This is a genomic window from Aestuariispira insulae, assembly GCF_003385955.1.
Taxonomy (GTDB): domain Bacteria; phylum Pseudomonadota; class Alphaproteobacteria; order UBA8366; family Aestuariispiraceae; genus Aestuariispira; species Aestuariispira insulae.
Genome location: NZ_QRDW01000004.1, coordinates 261,452 through 278,892 on the forward strand (window position 1 = coordinate 261,452; position 17,441 = coordinate 278,892).

Annotated in this window: 14 protein-coding genes; 4 read left to right on the forward strand and 10 right to left on the reverse strand. The window is 52.6% G+C overall.

What is annotated here, in order from left to right; translation table 11 throughout:
* Nucleotides 1-240: 240 nt before the first annotated feature.
* From DFP90_RS12080 to hutC, 6 genes are all read right to left on the reverse strand, one after another.
* Nucleotides 241-1,182, reverse strand: a complete 942-nt coding sequence (locus tag DFP90_RS12080) for an Hpt domain-containing protein (protein WP_115936741.1) — start codon at nucleotides 1,180-1,182, stop codon at nucleotides 241-243.
* 106 nt (nucleotides 1,183-1,288) lie between these two features.
* Entirely contained in the window at nucleotides 1,289-2,866 is a 1,578-nt protein-coding gene (locus tag DFP90_RS12085; protein WP_245957052.1) for a peptide chain release factor 3, read from the reverse strand.
* A 109-nt stretch (nucleotides 2,867-2,975) separates the two neighbouring features.
* Nucleotides 2,976-3,536: a phosphonate metabolism protein/1,5-bisphosphokinase (PRPP-forming) PhnN gene (gene phnN / locus DFP90_RS12090; RefSeq protein ID WP_115936742.1), complete on the reverse strand. Its 561-nt coding sequence runs from the start codon at nucleotides 3,534-3,536 to the stop codon at nucleotides 2,976-2,978.
* Between the two features lie 90 nt (nucleotides 3,537-3,626).
* Nucleotides 3,627-5,156: a histidine ammonia-lyase gene (gene hutH, locus DFP90_RS12095; RefSeq protein ID WP_115936743.1), complete on the reverse strand. Its 1,530-nt coding sequence runs from the start codon at nucleotides 5,154-5,156 to the stop codon at nucleotides 3,627-3,629.
* A gap of 4 nt (nucleotides 5,157-5,160) precedes the next feature.
* Nucleotides 5,161-6,837 carry a urocanate hydratase gene (hutU, locus tag DFP90_RS12100; RefSeq protein ID WP_115936744.1) on the reverse strand — a complete coding sequence of 559 codons (1,677 nt, stop codon included), beginning with the start codon at nucleotides 6,835-6,837 and terminating at the stop codon, nucleotides 5,161-5,163.
* A 39-nt stretch (nucleotides 6,838-6,876) separates the two neighbouring features.
* Nucleotides 6,877-7,614: a histidine utilization transcriptional repressor HutC gene (gene hutC, locus DFP90_RS12105; RefSeq protein ID WP_115936745.1), complete on the reverse strand. Its 738-nt coding sequence runs from the start codon at nucleotides 7,612-7,614 to the stop codon at nucleotides 6,877-6,879.
* Between the two features lie 161 nt (nucleotides 7,615-7,775).
* Here hutC and DFP90_RS12110 point away from each other — a divergent pair, with 161 nt between their 5' ends.
* Nucleotides 7,776-8,621 carry a fumarylacetoacetate hydrolase family protein gene (locus tag DFP90_RS12110; RefSeq protein ID WP_115936746.1) on the forward strand — a complete coding sequence of 282 codons (846 nt, stop codon included), beginning with the start codon at nucleotides 7,776-7,778 and terminating at the stop codon, nucleotides 8,619-8,621.
* Between the two features lie 15 nt (nucleotides 8,622-8,636).
* Nucleotides 8,637-10,568, forward strand: coding sequence for a motility associated factor glycosyltransferase family protein (locus DFP90_RS12115; protein ID WP_115936747.1), 1,932 nt, complete (start codon nucleotides 8,637-8,639; stop codon nucleotides 10,566-10,568).
* A gap of 52 nt (nucleotides 10,569-10,620) precedes the next feature.
* On the opposite strand, the gene DFP90_RS12120 is transcribed toward DFP90_RS12115, so the two are convergent.
* Together DFP90_RS12120 and DFP90_RS22865 are read right to left on the reverse strand one after the other, a co-directional pair.
* Nucleotides 10,621-12,969, reverse strand: coding sequence for a CHASE2 domain-containing protein (locus DFP90_RS12120; RefSeq protein ID WP_115936748.1), 2,349 nt, complete (start codon nucleotides 12,967-12,969; stop codon nucleotides 10,621-10,623).
* A 247-nt stretch (nucleotides 12,970-13,216) separates the two neighbouring features.
* The gene (locus tag DFP90_RS22865) at nucleotides 13,217-13,675 is read right to left on the reverse strand and encodes a hypothetical protein (protein ID WP_181905324.1); all 459 of its coding nucleotides are present in this window, start codon (nucleotides 13,673-13,675) and stop codon (nucleotides 13,217-13,219) included.
* On the opposite strand from DFP90_RS22865, the gene DFP90_RS22870 reads away from it, so the two are divergent.
* A complete protein-coding gene (locus DFP90_RS22870; RefSeq protein WP_181905325.1) occupies nucleotides 13,649-14,362 on the forward strand; it encodes an SPOR domain-containing protein in 714 nt (237 codons plus the stop codon). The two genes, DFP90_RS22865 and DFP90_RS22870, sit on opposite strands and share 27 nt — an antisense overlap.
* Before the next feature lie 32 nt (nucleotides 14,363-14,394).
* Here the strand turns inward: DFP90_RS22870 and DFP90_RS12130 are convergent, their stop codons facing one another.
* Nucleotides 14,395-14,808, reverse strand: coding sequence for a hypothetical protein (locus DFP90_RS12130; protein ID WP_115936750.1), 414 nt, complete (start codon nucleotides 14,806-14,808; stop codon nucleotides 14,395-14,397).
* Nucleotides 14,809-15,099: 291 nt separating this feature from the next.
* Here DFP90_RS12130 and DFP90_RS22875 point away from each other — a divergent pair, with 291 nt between their 5' ends.
* The gene (locus DFP90_RS22875) at nucleotides 15,100-15,822 is read left to right on the forward strand and encodes an alpha/beta hydrolase (RefSeq protein WP_115936751.1); all 723 of its coding nucleotides are present in this window, start codon (nucleotides 15,100-15,102) and stop codon (nucleotides 15,820-15,822) included.
* On the opposite strand, the gene DFP90_RS12140 is transcribed toward DFP90_RS22875, so the two are convergent.
* Nucleotides 15,812-17,440 carry an NTP transferase domain-containing protein gene (locus DFP90_RS12140; protein WP_181905327.1) on the reverse strand — a complete coding sequence of 543 codons (1,629 nt, stop codon included), beginning with the start codon at nucleotides 17,438-17,440 and terminating at the stop codon, nucleotides 15,812-15,814. The two genes, DFP90_RS22875 and DFP90_RS12140, sit on opposite strands and share 11 nt — an antisense overlap.
* Nucleotide 17,441 lies beyond the last annotated feature (1 nt).

Below are 17,441 nucleotides of genomic sequence, written 5' to 3' on the forward strand. Positions count from 1 at the left end.
TGTTCTTTTTCACGGAGGGAGATTGAAACAAGCATGCTTTTCCCCCTCTCTATAATTGTGGTGGAAGCTCACCACGAGAGGCAGGGAGAGTCAATATAGAAGATGCACGAATGCTATGCCCTGACAGGTTGCCATAGGCAAAGGCTATTAACTATTTTTCTAAATTTCGCAATAAGCTTTAGATAACAAACAATATTTCGCGAATCTTCCCGGCTGATATTCCACCGGGTTTTTGTGGGGTTATCTCCCGTCTAACTCATCTGCAATTCCCTCTGAAGTTGGATTGACTGGCCAGCGGAACTCTATCGCGGTCAAAGCCTTTGAAATTTCGGCTTCGATATTGGCGCCAAGATGAATGATCGGGACATTTTTCGGCAGTTTTGACAGTTCCGGTGCCTCTGCGTCAAAACTGGTCAGTATCGCAATTGGCACGTGCTGGGTGTCCGACATCCCGACAACAGCCCGGGCAAGATCAACGCCGTTCAATCCGGTCATGCTGAATGATGAAATGACGATTGAAGGCTTGAGACGCACAATTTTCGGGAGCACATCATCCATATCCAACTCAGTCACAACCTCAAACCCATAGGCCTCGAGTTCGATGCTGAGCTTCAGGCCAACTGTTCTGGAATTCACGATAAGAAGTGCACGCAACCGGTCAGGAACATAGTCAAACACCGGCTGTTCATCATTTTGCGCAATCGGAAGGTTTTCAAGAATTTCCCGGCCTTCCTCTTCGCTCAGAGGGATCCCGACATCAATGATGCGGTCTACCGGATCGATGAAGCGCTGTGTGAGATAGAGGTCACGCTTATCCTTCATCGGATTGATTTCAAGATAATCTTCCAGTCGGTGCATGGCATGGCTGACAACAGGAAACCCGAATGTCGCGCCCATGCCTTTCAAATTGTGGGCTTCCTGCCTGACCAGCCGGTTAACGGTGTTGGGATCGATTGCGTCGGTATGAAAATCATTGAGGATCCTCTCGATGCTCTCAAGCCGTTCCCGTGCCTCAATGAGGAATTCGCCACGCAACTGCGCGACAATCTCCTCAGGTGAGGGGGCTGATCTTTCTCTTCTTATTTCTTCGTGAAACGCCACGCCACGAACTGCCGTTTTTGCTTGGGAAACCCGGTCACGCTGCTTGCTGTCGTGAACCCTATCCGAATCATCCCGATACATCCCTTTGCCGGGGACTATAGCAGATCAAGACTTAACGATCGGTAAAACAGCGCCGGGAGAAATGCCCCGGCGCTGCCTTCTATCTGATAAGCAATCGGAAAAGTGCTTAGGAACGTTCCCTGGTCTTTTCAAACTTAACATCAGGATTTGTTTGCTGCTGATGCCCCAACTCCCAGGAATTCCTTGCCAGGAATACCGGCGCGCCGTCACGATCCTCGGACATGGCCGAACGGTTGGAATCAATGAATTTGTTTACAGCGTCATCGGGACCGGAGACCCAGCGCGCAGTTTCGTAAGGGGCTGTTTCCAAGCCCACTTTGATGGAATATTCCTGCTCGATCCGGGTGACCAATACATCCAACTGCAACTGGCCGACAACACCGACAATCCAATTGGCGCCAAAATACGGTTTAAAAACCTGTGTGACGCCTTCTTCCGCAAGGCTCTCAAGCGCTTTTCTCAAATGTTTGGATTTCATCGGGTCATCAAGGCGCACCCGACGCAGAATTTCCGGCGCAAAGTTTGGAATCCCGGTAAAGCGTAGATCTTCGCTTTCACTTAATGTATCGCCAACCCGCAAGGTGCCATGGTTCGGCACACCGATAATATCGCCGGGCCAGGCTTCTTCGGCCAATTCGCGGGATTGGGCAAAGAACATGATCGGATTATAAATCGCGATCGGTTTGCCACTTCTTACATGTTTCAGCTTCATGCCGCGCTTGAACTTGCCGGAAACCAGTCGGACAAAGGCAATCCGGTCGCGATGGTTCGGATCCATGTTGGCCTGAACCTTAAAGACAAATCCGGTGACTTTGTCTTCACCCGGATCAACAATACGGCCGACAGATGGCTGGGGACCGGGAGAGGGGGCTGCGGCACCAATACCGTTCAGCAATTCCTTCACGCCAAAATTCTTCAGGGCGCTGCCGAAATAGACCGGTGTCAAATGCCCCTCACGGAAACTATCCATGTCAAACTGCGGGCAGGCCTCCTTGGCCAACTCGGCCTCTTCCTGCAGGGTCAGTTGCTGATCTTCGGACATATAGGCGGTGAGTTTTTCATCTTCTGTGCCGCTGACTGCTATATCTTCATAACCATCTTCAGTCATACGGACAAAGCGGTTGTTGTGAATGTCATAGATTCCTTTGAATTCACGCCCCATACCGACGGGCCACACCATGGGCGCGCAATCCAGGGCCAGGGTTTCGGAGATCTCGTCCATCAGTTCGAATGGATCTTTGGCCTCGCGGTCCATCTTGTTGACCAGGGTGATGATCGGGATGTCGCGTAACCGGCAAACTTCAAAGAGCTTCCTGGTCTGTGGCTCGATACCTTTCGCGGCATCGATCACCATGACTGCGGCATCCACGGCCGTCAGGGTGCGGAAAGTATCTTCGGAGAAATCTTCATGGCCCGGCGTATCGAGCAGGTTATAGGTGATACCTTCACGCTCGAAAGTCATGACGGAGGTGGTGACCGAGATTCCGCGTTGCTGTTCAATCTTCATCCAGTCGGATTGGGTGCGACGGCGTTCGCCCTTGGCACGTACCTCACCGGCAAGATGAATGGCACCGCCCATCAAAAGCAGTTTCTCGGTCAGCGTGGTTTTACCGGCATCCGGGTGAGAGATGATAGCGAAGGTACGGCGCTGGCTGGCGGCGATGGCGGCAGCGGACTGGGTCACGGTCTTATTCTCCAGAGATCATTAGCGCCCGCGATATAGCCGGAATGGCGCATGCTTTCAAGGAAAAGCCCTTTGAAGCGATCAGATTCCACGTCGCTACGCGACTAAATCAGGCCAATTCAAAAAGAAACTCAGTAAAACAGGTAACGGCATCGTCAAAAGATCCGTCATTGTCGACCTGAAACACATTGGCGATTGCCGGTATGGGGAAATCATAACGTTTCAACCGTTGGGCAATTTCCTCTTCGCTTTCCCGGCCCCGTTCCTTCAGACGTTTAAACGCGGTTTCCAGGCTGGCTTGAACCGCGATGACCCTCACATGGCCATATTGTGCCATGGCCTGCTCAATGACGCCTCTCGAAACATTGACAATCACATGTTGACCCATTTCCAAAACATGCCGGATATGACCGGGAATACCATAGGCATGTCCATGGGCATGCCAATGCAAAAGGAAGGCGTTTCCTTCTTCGGAAAGCTGGAAACCATCCATAGTCGTATGAATATGATCCTCAATTCCATCATGTTCCGCGCGGGTGATCACCCGCTTGGCGAAATGGAAACGAGAATCGCCGGCAAGCCTTTCCCGGACAGCACGGATCAGGCTGTCTTTACCGCTGCCGCTGGGGCCAACCACAAGGACCAGGGTTCCTTCTTGTTGCTGCGTCATTAAGCTTCTTTCCGCTGCTTTTCAGAAACCTTGATAGCCCAAAAATGGAAACGCCGCCAGAGCGGCGGCGTTTCCGGAAAGAACAAAAGATCAATAGCTTGGCATGAGCCCTTCCGGCGCAAGGCCCTGGAAGGCCCCTTTCAAGACCATATCCTTAACGGCTTCCATTTCCGGATGGAAATACCGGTCCTTATCATAATGCGGCGCGACAGAGCGAATGGCGTCCATGGCTTTTTGCAATTTCTCTGACGTGCGCATGGGGGCGTGGAAGTCAATTCCCTGTGCGGCACAGAGCATTTCAACAGCAATAACACCGGCAACATTTTCGTTAATGTCGGCAAGCCGCCGGGCCGCGAATGTTGCCATGGAGACATGGTCTTCCTGGTTGGCGCTGGTGGGCAGGGAATCGATGCTGGCCGGATGGGCAAGCGTTTTATTCTCACTGGCCAGAGCCGCTGCAGTGACCTGTGCGATCATGAAACCGGAATTGACCCCGCCATCTTCCACCAGAAAGGCCGGCAGACCACTTTGCGCCGGATCCATCATCAGGGCGATGCGCCGTTCAGAGATCGCGCCGACTTCAGATAGCGCGATCGCCAAAACGTCTGCAGACATGGCGACTGGTTCCGCATGGAAATTGCCGCCGGAAATCACATCGCCATTCTCTGAGAATACAAGCGGATTGTCGGAAACCGCGTTGGCTTCAATTCCAAAGGTCTGGGCTGTGAAACGCAGATGATCCAGGCAGGCCCCCATAACCTGCGGCTGACAGCGCAGGGAGTAGGGGTCCTGAACCCGGTCACAGTTCAAGTGGCTGTCACGGATCTCGCTGCCTTGCAGGAAGGACAGATAGGCCTTTGCCACATCCATCTGGCCCTGATGACCGCGCACGGACTGGATCCGCGGGTCAAAAGGCGCATCGGAACCCTTGGCCGCATCAACCGTCAAGGCGCCGGCCACCAAGGCGGAAGCAAAGACATTCTCCCCCTGGAAAAGACCGACCAACGCCAGTGCCGTACTGGTCTGGGTGCCGTTCAGCAATGCCAAGCCTTCCTTGGGCCCCAATTCTAGGATGTCCAGCCCGGCCATGGCCAGCCCTTGCTTGGCGGGGATAATTTTGCCGCCGACCCGCACATTGCCGATCCCAAGCAAGGCGCAGGAAAGATGCGCCAAGGGAGCCAAATCACCGGACGCGCCCACAGAGCCTTTGGCCGGAATACAGGGGTAAATTCCTTCATTCATCAGTTTGGCAATGCTTTCAATCACCGACCAGCGAATGCCGGAATGGCCCCGCGCCAATGCGTTGACCTTCAGCGCCATGATGACCCGAACGATATCGTCATCCAGAAGGGCGCCTATGCCGGTCGCATGGGACATAACCAGGTTTTTCTGGAGATCCACCAGTTTGTCATTGGGGATCGTTGTTTTTGCCAACCGCCCAAAGCCGGTATTGATCCCGTAAACCGTCTTGCCGGCGGAAATAATATCAGCAACCGTCTGAGCGGATTGCTCGACCGCAGGGCGGGCCGCTTCATCCAACTTGATTTTTGCGCCGTCATAAATCCGGCGAACCTGGTTCAAAGTCAGTTGACCCGGGGTGATTGTAATCGTTTCAGACATTGAATTATGACTCCAGCATTGGGAGGTTAAGCCCTTGTTCACGCGCGCATTCCTGCGCGATCTCGTAGCCCGCATCCGCATGGCGCATCACGCCGGTTGCCGGATCGTTCCAAAGCACGCGGCCAATCCGTTCCGCCGCTTTGTCCGTGCCGTCGCAACAGATCACCACACCGGAATGCTGGGAAAAGCCCATACCGACACCGCCGCCATGATGCAGACTGACCCAGGTTGCGCCACTGGCAGTATTGAGAAGAGCGTTCAGGAGTGGCCAATCGGAAACGGCGTCCGAACCATCTTTCATCGCTTCGGTTTCACGGTTGGGACTGGCCACCGAACCGCTGTCCAGGTGGTCGCGGCCAATCACGACCGGCGCTTTCAATTCACCATTCTTGACCATTTCATTAAAGGCGAGTCCCAGGCGATGCCGCTGGCCCAGACCAACCCAGCAGATACGGGCCGGGAGGCCTTGGAACTGAATTCGCTCACGCGCCATATCCAGCCAGTTGTGAAGATGGGGATCATCCGGGATCAGCTCTTTCACCTTCTGGTCGGTCTTGTATATGTCTTCCGGATCACCAGAAAGAGCGGCCCAGCGGAACGGACCGACGCCGCGGCAGAAGAGGGGGCGGATATAGGCCGGGACGAAACCCGGGAAATCAAAGGCGTTTTCGACACCTTCATCCTTGGCGACCTGGCGGATGTTATTGCCGTAATCAAAGGTTGGGATGCCCATTTTCTGGAATTCCAACATGGCGCGGACATGAACAGCCATGGATTTCTTGGCCTCATCGCTGACCCGTTTGGGATCGCTTTCGCGCAAGCTCTGCCACTGGTCGAGTGTCCAGCCGATCGGCAGATAACCGTTCACCGGATCATGAGCAGACGTCTGATCGGTCACCGCGTCTGGGCGGATGCCCTTTTCGACCATTTCCGGCAGGATTTCAGCGGCATTACCCAACAGGCCGACAGAGATCGCTTCACCTTTCGCAACAGCTTCATCAATCATCGCCATTGCTTCATCAAGCGTATCTGCCTTCTTGTCCAGATAGCCGCTGCGCAGGCGAAAATCAATCCGACTCGGCTGGCATTCAACGGCCAGCATGCAGGCACCCGCCATAGTCGCGGCCAGGGGTTGTGCACCGCCCATGCCACCAAGACCAGCTGTCAGAATCCATTTGCCTTTCAGGTCGCCACTAAAATGCTGCCGGCCCATTTCAACAAAGGTTTCATAAGTGCCCTGGACGATGCCCTGGCTGCCGATATAGATCCAGGACCCGGCGGTCATCTGGCCATACATGGCCAGCCCCTTGGCATCCAGTTCATTGAAATGTTCCCAATTGGCCCAATGAGGTACCAGGTTGGAGTTGGCGATCAAAACCCGCGGCGCATCTTCATGGGTGCGGAACACACCAACCGGTTTGCCGCTTTGAACCAGAAGGGTTTCATCATCGGAAAGGGTTTTCAGGCTCTCCACGATCCTGTCATAACATTCCCAGTTTCGGGCTGCGCGACCGATCCCCCCATAGACCACCAGCTCATGGGGATGTTCGGCTACATCCGGGTCCAGATTGTTCATCAGCATGCGCATCGGCGCTTCGGAAAGCCAGCTTTTACAGGTCAGTTCAGGACCGTGCGGGCTTCGGATTTCGCGGTTATTGTCCAAACGGGGATTTGAACTCATCTCAGATATCCTTCTAGGCTAGAATAAACGGTTGCCCGGTCAATCGACGGGCTGGCCGGTGGGCGATGAATGAAAGTGGGCCCCCAGGCGATAGCGATCACCCGGATGATAAAGTTTAGCGCTGGAAACCACCTTGCCGGAGGACCATGTGCGCCGGTGCAGCAGAAGACACGGCTGGCCGGGTTCCATGCGCAGCGCATCAGCAACGGTTTCATCCGGCAAACAGGCCTCAACCAGATGCTCGACTTCTTCCGCAGGTGCTGCTTTCACCAAAAACTCGTTGGGTGTGATAGAGGTAAAATCATTATCCCTGTACCCCGGTACGACGGCCTTGCTGACATATCGGTCTTCCAATTGGACGGGAATTTCGTTTTCATGATGCACGATCATGGAATGGAAAACTTTATTGTCACCCTCCAGATACATGTAAGCCGCCAGGGCAGGGGAAGCCGCCTCTTCCTCAAGGCAGAGAATCTCGGCATGATAAGCGTGCCCACGCTCGCGGATTTCATCGGCGATGTTGCGTAACTCCAGCAATACTGATTGCGGCTGCGGGCCGGCGACAAAACTGCCCAATCCCTGAACCCGGCGCAACATCCCTTCAGACGTCAGCTCACGAAGTGCCCTGTTGACGGTCATGCGACTGACATCCAGCTCCCTTACCAATTCATTCTCAGATGGGATTTTGGAATCCGCAGCCCAGGCTCCGGATCGGATATTCCGGATGATATGATCCCGCACCATTTTATAGCGCGGAACGGGGGCCTGGTCCGACATGATGATTTCTCCTTCATCCAATTTGTATATACAAGTTATGAAACCAAGCGACCATTTCTGTCAACCGAGATTTTCATTGGACCTGAAGGCAATTGAAATCATTGCGGATTCCTGAGGAAACGTGCAATCTGTTTCCCTCGGCAATTGAAGGAACAGCAACCATGAAACTGGTACGCTTTGGCCATCCTGGAGAAGAACGTCCCGGCTTGATTGATCAGAAGGGAGAAATACGGGACCTCAGCGGCCATATCGGGGATATTGATCCGGCTGTCCTGGACGATGCCAGCTTGAATAAACTCCGGGCTTTGAAAGAAGATGAACTTCCCCTGGTCCAGGAGCATGTCCGCCTGGGATGCTGTGTAACCGGTGTTGGGAAAATCATCTGCATCGGCCTGAACTATCTTGATCATGTCAAGGAAGCGGGCATGCAGGTGCCTGAAGAGCCGGTGGTTTTCATGAAGGCAACCAGCGCCTTGACCGGGCCTAATGACAATATCATCCTGCCCCGTAATGCTAGCCGCGTCGATTGGGAGGCAGAGCTTGCCGTGATCATTGGCAAAAAGGGAAAATACATCGAAGAGGCGAATGCTCTCGAGCATGTCGCCGGTTATGCCGTCTTCAATGATATTTCCGAGCGCCACTTCCAACTGGACCGGGGCGGGCAATGGGTAAAAGGCAAAAGCGCAGACAGTTTTGCGCCACTGGGGCCCTGGCTGGTCACACGGGACGAAATTGCTGATCCATCTGATTTAGCTATCTGGCAGGAAATTGATGGCAACAGATTTCAGGACAGCCATACAGGACAGATGATTTTCAAGGTGCCGTTGCTAATCAGCTATCTCAGCCGGTTCATGAGCCTGCATCCCGGCGATGTGATTGCCACCGGCACACCGCCTGGCGTTGGCATGGGCATGGCGCCACCGGTCTATTTGAGAGCAGGAAACAAGGTGGAGCTTGGAATTGAAGGCTTGGGCCGACAGTCCCACTATACCGTTGAAGATGACTGATCCCGGCCTGAACGCATGTCCAAGACCTTATTCACCGAAAATTTAAGCACACTCAGGTCCCATGGATATCATGCGGAAGCCGATTACCTGGAACAAATGCCGGAACCTGCCATCAAACTGATCGAAGAGGAAAGCGGTCAGAATATCGATCTCGGCGGATCTTTTTTTTACCAGGGAAACGCCTGGGAATTCGCAAAAAACCAGATCACGCTTTATCGAGAGAAACCCAACCGGTTTTTTGTTCAGCCGCCCAAATTTGGCAGCGAGTTCCTTATGCGGGAAGAGGCCCTATACCGCACAGCTTATGAAACCTTTGGCATAATTGATTCTGTCCAGGCGAACAGGCTGGATGATCCGTCAGCAGGCTATTGCATTTCATTCGGTCTCGGACTTGGCCATCACCTTAAATTGTTAATTGAAGAATTTGATTTTAAAGAGTTAATCATCTGCGATCAATTTTGGGAGTTTTTCTATTTCAGCTGCCAAATTCATAATCTTGAAGAGCTTTTCAGTATCTTGGCCAAACGGGGAGGAAACATCCGGTTCCTGATCGATGACGACCCGGTCCGCCTGTCAAACCGGCTCTATATTGCCCTGCGTGGCGACCAGTTCGCCCTGATCGACGGCAGTTATGTTTTTCGGCATTACACAAGTCCTTTCCTTGATCAAGCAAACCAGCTTTTCCGGGAAATGCTGCCCGGCCTTGGCATGTCGGAAGGGTTTTTCGAAGACGAATTGGTCATGCTGGATCACTCCGTTCAGAATCTAAACGCCGGGTCACGAGCCCTATTTAAGGATCTGAATGAAAAAGAGGGGCTGAAAGGGCATAACGCGATCATTGTGGGCAGTGGACCGTCTGTTGACCAATCATTGGAGGTCATCCGCAATAACAGGGAGAAAGCACTGATCATCAGTGCAGGCACCGGCCTGGGTGTTTTGTTGCGCGCTGGGATCAAGCCGCATATTCATTGCGAGTTGGAAAATTTGCCTATCGTTTACCAGGCGGTTCTCGGCCACAAGGATGGCGGCCAGGATTTCAAAGGGATTCATCTCTTTGCTTCGCCGACAGTCGATCCGCGCATCCCTGATGAATTTGACGAAACCACCTTTGTTTACCGGGATTCGGTGACGTCATCGCTTTTGCTGGCAGCCCCAGATCAAATCATAAATACCGGCCCGACCATTGCAAATTTCGCCAGCCGGGTCGCGATCGGTCTGGGCGTTTCGCGCATTTATCTTTTCGGGATCGATCTCGGGGCCGTCGACAGAGGAAAACATCATTCCGATCAATCGGTCTATAATCGATCTGACGACGACTTCTGGAAGAGCGGACTAGGGATGCTTGAGATGGATCAGGAAGTTCCCGGCAATCTTCGGGAAAAAGTCTATTCCAATGCCCTATTCACCCAGACCCGCACTCACTTTCACAGTATCATTCGCCGCCATGGGTCCTGCCGTTTCTTCAATTGCAGTGACGGCGCCAGGATCGATGGCGCGGCCCCCTTGCCGCCGGACTTGGTTCGCTTGCCAGAACCACCATCAATCCCGGAGAGGGCAATGAGGAAATCTCTTTCACATTTCCAACCGGTCGATCCAAAAGGAGCCGTCATTGAGGGCAAATTGCGCGATTATCAATTGGCTGTGGATGGCTGGTATCAGAATCTACTGTCCCTGTCAGTGCCCAACAGTGTCGAAAACCTGATCCAGTCTTTCCAACCGTTGCTGGAACTGGAAGATGACACCGTCCGGCAATGTGCGGTCAGGCTCAACAAAGGCACTTTGATGTTAGTGTTGCAGTTTGGATATTTCTACAGCAGGCGTTTGCCCGAAGGGGAAAAACAGGCTTTCCTGGATTTCTTTCATGCGTGGATTATCAAGGAAATCAGGCAGATGCGCTCAGAATTTCAGGCACTGATTTCAAAGTTGCTGGGATCATCAAACAAATGATGATCAAAGGCGCGCATTCTTCATAAGCCTCACTTGCGAGAAGTAAGGCGGACTATTTGGTCGTTGCCACGTATACGCCATCCCAGTCAGCGGGCAGGGGGGAAGACCGGAATTCCTCCATTCTTTGCCGATAAATCTCATAAAACTTGGCCATTTTGCCACCGAGCCTGGCTTTATTCTGCTCGCCAAGCTTCTCGGCTTCATCCCAGTTTTGGGCACGATACAATTCCAGGAACTGAGTATGTTTTTCTTCAAAAGCCTTGAATTCAGCCGGGTCCAGGTTTTCTCGCTGATCCAGCAGCGCAAAGATCCGCACCGCTTCCGTTTTGCCTTTTACCGCAATCAGGTCCAATTCCGCCGTGGCGAACTGATCGGTCACTTTGCTTTGTGTTTCTACCCCCAGCACAACATCGACACCATAACTCTTTGACTGGCCTTCCAAGCGAGATGCCAGATTGACCGAATCCCCCAGCACCGAATAGTCAAACCGCTGATCAGACCCCATATTACCGACCACGCAGTCGCCTGTATTGATACCTGCACCGATCTTAAGCGGCAGGAATTCAACCCCTTGTTCCTTTGCCTCGGCTTCACGTTCCGCATTCAAAACGTCAAGGGCTTTAAACATCGCCAGCGCAGCATCGCAGGCATGAACCTCCTGCTTCTCATCCTCCAGCGGGGCATTCCAAAAAGCCATGATGCAATCGCCCATATATTTGTCGATTGTGCCCCGGCGTTTCAAAATTTCATTGGTCAACGGGGTGAGCAGCCTGTTGATCAGCTTCGTTAACCCTTGTGGATCATCCTTGAAGCTCTCCGATATCGTGGTAAAGCCGCGCACGTCACAGAATAAAAGTGTCATGCGTTTCAACTCCCCGCCCAGGGTGAGTTGATCGGGGTTTTCGGCGAGTTGCTCCACCAAGTCCGGTGAAAGATATTGACTGAAAGCGCCGCGGACCTGGCGCTTTTCAACCGCATCACGCATGTAGTTTGTAAATGTCAGAACAAAATAGGTCGCAAAAACCAGGATGCCGGAATAGGTAACGTCAATCAGTGTCTTTTTCTCTGTGAACATGTACCAACTGCCGCCGACCAAAGTGCCTGCCGCCGCCAACAAACCGAGCAACGTCCAGATCGGACCGACACGAGGTATCAACAGGATCATGATAATCCCCGCCAATATCATCCCGATCATCTCAAAACCCGCCATTTCCACCGGATATTTGATGAAATTGTTGGTTAAAATAGTTTCGAGCAAATTGGCGTGAACCTCGATCCCGGGCAGCCTGGAATAGATCGGGGTCGACCGGATATCGAGCAGGCCGACAGCAGAAGTGCCAATGAGGATCAATTTCCCGGCAAGCCTTCCTGTTGGCAACTTGTTGTTAATCACATCCGAAGCAGAAACATAAAGCCTGCCAGAATTATCCGGCGTATTAAACCGGTCAGGTTCACTGAAATAGACCCAGACCCGACCTTTGCCATCAACCGGTATCTGATAGGCTCCCTGGGTAGTTTGAAGCCGCACATCCTGGATGCCACCTTGGTTCATGAAGGCAAAAATACTGTTTCCCTGGAAAGCGACGCGCAGCATTTCAACCGTTAGGGTCGGCTTGATCGCGCCTTCCACTTTCATCAGGATCGGAACCCGCCTGACGACACCGTCAACCTCTTCCTCAACAGAAAACAGCCCGCGGCCAAAGGCGGATTGCTCAAGATCTTCAATATTGGCAACCAGGGATGTCTGGGTGAAAACATGGCTATCAAACAGCTTTGAGTCCGCGCCTTGAACCGCACGAACCCCTTTAAATGTTGTGCTCAATGCCAATTCAGAAGGTTTTTCCACGGCCTCCGTTTTTGTACCGGCCTGCCCGACAACTGTACGGAAGGTGCGCATGACCGACGCCATGACCGCATCGTTGCTGGGCAATGCGCGCAATTGCTCAACCGTTTCAGGGTCAGCACCCCGAATACTTTCGGCAATCCTGCCAGGAGATGTGCGATCAGGCTCTGCAAACACCATATCGAAACCGGCAACAACAGCACCCTGATCACGCAATGCTGCAAGCAGATCAGCCAGAACCGTTCGCGGCCAGGGCCATTGCCCCAACTCGGCGAGGCTCTTTTCGTCGATATCGACAATGGCGACAGGGGTTTGCTCCCGGCTCAGACTCGGGCGTGGTTCAAGGCGATTATACAAATCGAACGTCTTTAACCGCAAAGCCTCGATTGGTTCAGGGTCAATCACTCTGATGACAATTCCCAGTGCCATGATCCCAAGGGCGGCAACGGTACCGATCTTGCTGATCCACCAGGCCGCACTTTTGCTGCCGGATTTTTTCCGGTTTTTGGAAGGCGCGCCACCTTGGGTGCCGCCAGTATCGGATTGATCCCCTGACATGACGTTGAGCTTAGTGTCAAAACCTTAAAAAGTCGTCAAATAAGTTCCAGTGGCAGAAGGATTTTTTTGTGTTTTTGATGAAAACGGCCCCGTTGGGAAAAACTACCGATTGAACCGAGTACCAGAATCATAGGAAAGTTGCGACAGAAACGGCCATTCGGTTTCCGATTTGAATAACCGTGAGAATAAAACGAAGAATTTAAGTGAGGTATCGGTGGTTTTCCTGCAAAAGCCTGTGACATTGAAATTACGCCTTCTGGCGCTCGGCACATCCTTCCTCATCGCTGGCTGCTCCGGCATGGGGGGCCTGCTCGACGGCAATGATGCTGCGATTGACGATGATCAACGGGATTACACCGCCGCTCAAGCGACCAACCCGCCACGTTTTCAGGCAGGCGACCGCTTTCGTTTTGATAACCAGGATATGACATGGCAGGTGATTGACGTTTCGGATCAGTCCATCCAGTGGCAAAGCGATACCGGCGAACAACAAATCACCACCGTGAACCCATTGTTGCCCGCCATCGAATGGAACAGCCGCTCCAGGGGCAAAGGTAAGCGGCTGATCAGCAACATGAAGGGGAAATTTTTTCCGTTGCGTACCGGGAATGAGGTTCATTTCAAAACAACCGTCAATACGGACAAACCACCATATGCCTGGGAGTTTGACTGGAAATGCATGATTGCCGGTGAAGAACAGGTTCAAATCGCCATGGGTGTATTCGATACGTTTCGCGTTGAATGCAGCCGTCAGGAACCAGAAAAATGGATTTTCTACTACGCCCCGCGGATCGGATATTATGTCAAGATGGAGGCAACGGGACTGAAAAACGGTGCCACCAGCAGCCGCACCCTGAAGGGTTATGTGAAAAATGCGGTAGCATATGGCGATATTGAACCGGCAATGGCTGCGGCTATGCCCGCCATGACAGAGCCGGCCAAGGTGACCACCGAGACAATGCCGGAGATGGATAAGCCGGAAGAGGAAATGGCCAGAAAGCCGGAAGAGCCTGCAAAAGCAGAGGAGGGCACGCAGCCTGTTTCCGGGGAAGCCAAAATGGAGAAAAATCCAGCTGAAACCGCTATGAAACCCGTCACAGGTGAGGCCAAGCCCACGATGACGCAACCAGCAGCCTCCTCAAACGGTTTTGTCCTACATCTCGCGTCCTACAAGCAGCAGGCCAACCTGGAAAGGGGCCAGCAGGATTTGCTGAAGAAATTCCCAACACAGCTGTCGGGCATGTCTTTCAGTTCGAAGCGGGTCGATCTGGGAAGCAAGGGGGTCTACTACCGTTTGTATGTTGGCCCGACAACCAGCCGTGCCAGTGCGGACTCTTTGTGTCAGCAACTGAAAGCGCGCGGACAATATTGCATAGTAAATAAAACCCCCTGAATCAGGGGTAGGTAAAACAGATTTCGGGAGAATTATTCGCCCAGATCCGGCGATTTCGGCAGCGGCATGGTAATCTCAGTGCTGGATTTCATCATATCGAAGTCAAATTTATCCTGAAGAAGATACCAGCTTCCACCTGCCAATAGGCCTACCGAGATGCCAAAAAGAACAGCCAACGCGGCAAGAATGGATACAATCATTCTGCGCTGGCGTCCCAGGTTCAAAACATCAGACTGGATTTTGTTAACCTTGCTTTCCAACTGATTGTTGCCGGCATTCATATCCGCCTGCAACCGAACCAACGCTGCAGCCAAATCTGCCCGCAGGGCGCTATGCGCCTGCTGTACCGATTTTGATTCAGCCGCAACAATCCGCAGCGCGGCACGCACTTGTGCTTCCACGGCTGATAGATGGGCTTTTAATTCATCACGGGATAGATCGGTCATATTCTCTGCGGCTCGATTTGCTATCTACATTCCTAGGGTCTCTTCCGGGGATAACGCATATTCAAAACAGCCAAGCAATGGCTGCAAAAAGGAAACATGGATAAACACCCGCAATTGACGTAATACAACATCCGTTAAACTCTATAAAGCAACAATTTAGCACAATTATTCTAAACGAAACGTTTCCAGGGGTATTAAAGGGTGCGGTCCGCTTTGCTAAATGTCCTGATTTTTCTAGTCATCGGCTATGGCTTACTGTTGACGGGACTATACGCCTTTCAACGAAAACTGATGTATCATCCAGATCAAGACAGGCCGGTTCCAGCCCGTTACCGTCTTTTTGAAGCGCAATCTCTTGCAATACCCGGTCATGATACGCTGCCGCTGTTTAGTTGGTATCAGAAACCCTCTGCCTCTGAGAACAGGATCATTCTCTACTTTCACGGCAATGCGGGGACCATTGCCGGCCGTTCGAATAAAGCCCAGGAATTTGTGAGTAAAGGTTTCGGGGTTCTACTGCCATCATATCGCTATAACGCAGGAAACGGTGGCGAACCCAGTGAAACATCGCTGATTGCTGATGGTCTGTCCGCTTATCAATGGCTGCTGGAGCAGGGATATGCGCCGGATCAAATCATACTTTATGGTGAATCCCTTGGATCCGGGATAGCTGTTGCCATAGCCGCACAACGTGAAGCCGCGGCCGTCATCCTGGAAGCGCCATATTCCAGTGTCGCCGATGTTGCCCAGGGCACATATTGGTTTTTGCCGGCCCGTTGGCTGGTGCATGATCCGTTTCCGTCAACAGACAGGATCGGCCGGATCACGGCGCCGATATTGATTGTCCATGGTGCCAAAGACAGGACTATTCCTCTCAAATATGCCGAAAGGCTCTATCAAGCGGCGCCAGAAGGTGCGCAGTTTCAAATATTGCCGGATGCCGGGCACGCGGATCTATATGATCATGGCATGGCCGACGCCGTATTCGCGTTCCTATCAGGCTCTAATCCTTGAGGCGTTCAAAGGCATTCCGGTCATCAAGGTCCACCAGGATACCGCCATCCTGCACCGGAACCTCATGAACCTGATCCGGATAGGCGCGGATGAGCTCACGGGCACCTTTGTCACCTCGAATTTCCAGCAATTCCGAGAAAAAACGCCGCCCGATCAGAACGGGATTGCCACGCCTGCCGTCATGAACTGGCACACAGATTTCCCGTTTTTCGTCCGGGTCAAATTCTACAGCCAGTTTTTCCAAAGTGTCTGAGGAAACCATGGGCATATCCCCCAAACAAACCAAAACCCCGTCGCAATCCAGCGGCATATGGGAAATTCCCCTGCGCAGTGAACTGCTCATGCCATCGGCAAAATCCGGATTATGGATCAATTTGACGTCATGATCGGCCAGTAACGCCTCAACATCGCGATATTGATGCCCGGTAACAACAGATGGCTGGGCCATCCCGCAACTGGCCAAGGTCTCCATGATATGAAGGATCAAAGGTCGGTCCCGGAAAACCGTCAGAAGCTTGTTTCCGTTTTCCATGCGTGACGATCGGCCGGCTGCAAGAATCAAAGGCACAATATTTCTGGATTTTTTGACAGCGCCCCGATTGTGTTCCGCTACATGGCCACGGGGCAGGGGGCGTGTTGGGATTTCCTTCAACAGACCGCCAACCCCCATGGCGCGGATATCTCGGCCTGACACAGCAATGTCCGCACATAGGCGCTGTAAGACCCAGTCAAACCCGTTGATTTTGGGTGAACGCGCGCATCCGGGAATGCCAATCACCTGGGTTTTGTCAATATTTCCAAGCATGAGCAGATTTCCAGGATCCACCGGCATACCAAACTGTGCAACCGTGCCACCAGCAGCTTCCAATGCCGAAGGAATGATATCCCGCCGGTCAGTAATGGCGGAGGCACCGCTAACCAGAAAGATATCAGGCTTATCTGATGCTAAATGCTCAATTTGTTCGCGGACAGCTTCCACCTCATGGGAACAACGTGTCTCCCCGATCAGGCTGCTACCCAATTCCTGAAGCCGCCAATCCAGGACCGATGCCGTCTTATCGAGAATTTTTTCCGTTGTGCCGGGTAGGGTGGTTTGAACCAGAAAAGCTCGCTTCCGTTGAAATGGCCTCAATTCAATGGTTTTCGGCTGACCGTAGGTGCGCCCCTCCCAGTCCAACAGGCTTTCTTTTGACGCTGCAAATGGAATGACCTTGATTGTTGCCACCATCTGGTTTGGCACAACCTGTTCGAAGTTCGGCAAGGTAGCGACAGTGATCGCTTCATCAATCTGGTTCAGCTCGTTCAGCAATAATGTGTCGATGGCTAATAGCCCGTGTTCTTGTGCAAGCAGGTTTACCCGTCCGGTATATGCCCGGCTTAACATTAAATTGCTGCCGACAATCGCTTTGGCGATTTGATCTGCGGCTAAATCCTCGTGACTGTCTTCGTCCTGCAATTCCGCCACGACCAAGGAAGCAACGCCCGATTGACGGATGAGGCTGAGATCGGTTTCTGAGAGGATATGGCCTTTTTTGAGCCGCCGCCCTTCCAATGCCAGACTATGCGCCAGGATGGCTCCTGGTCGGATGTTCGCAATCGTTTTTTTTGCAAAATCCATT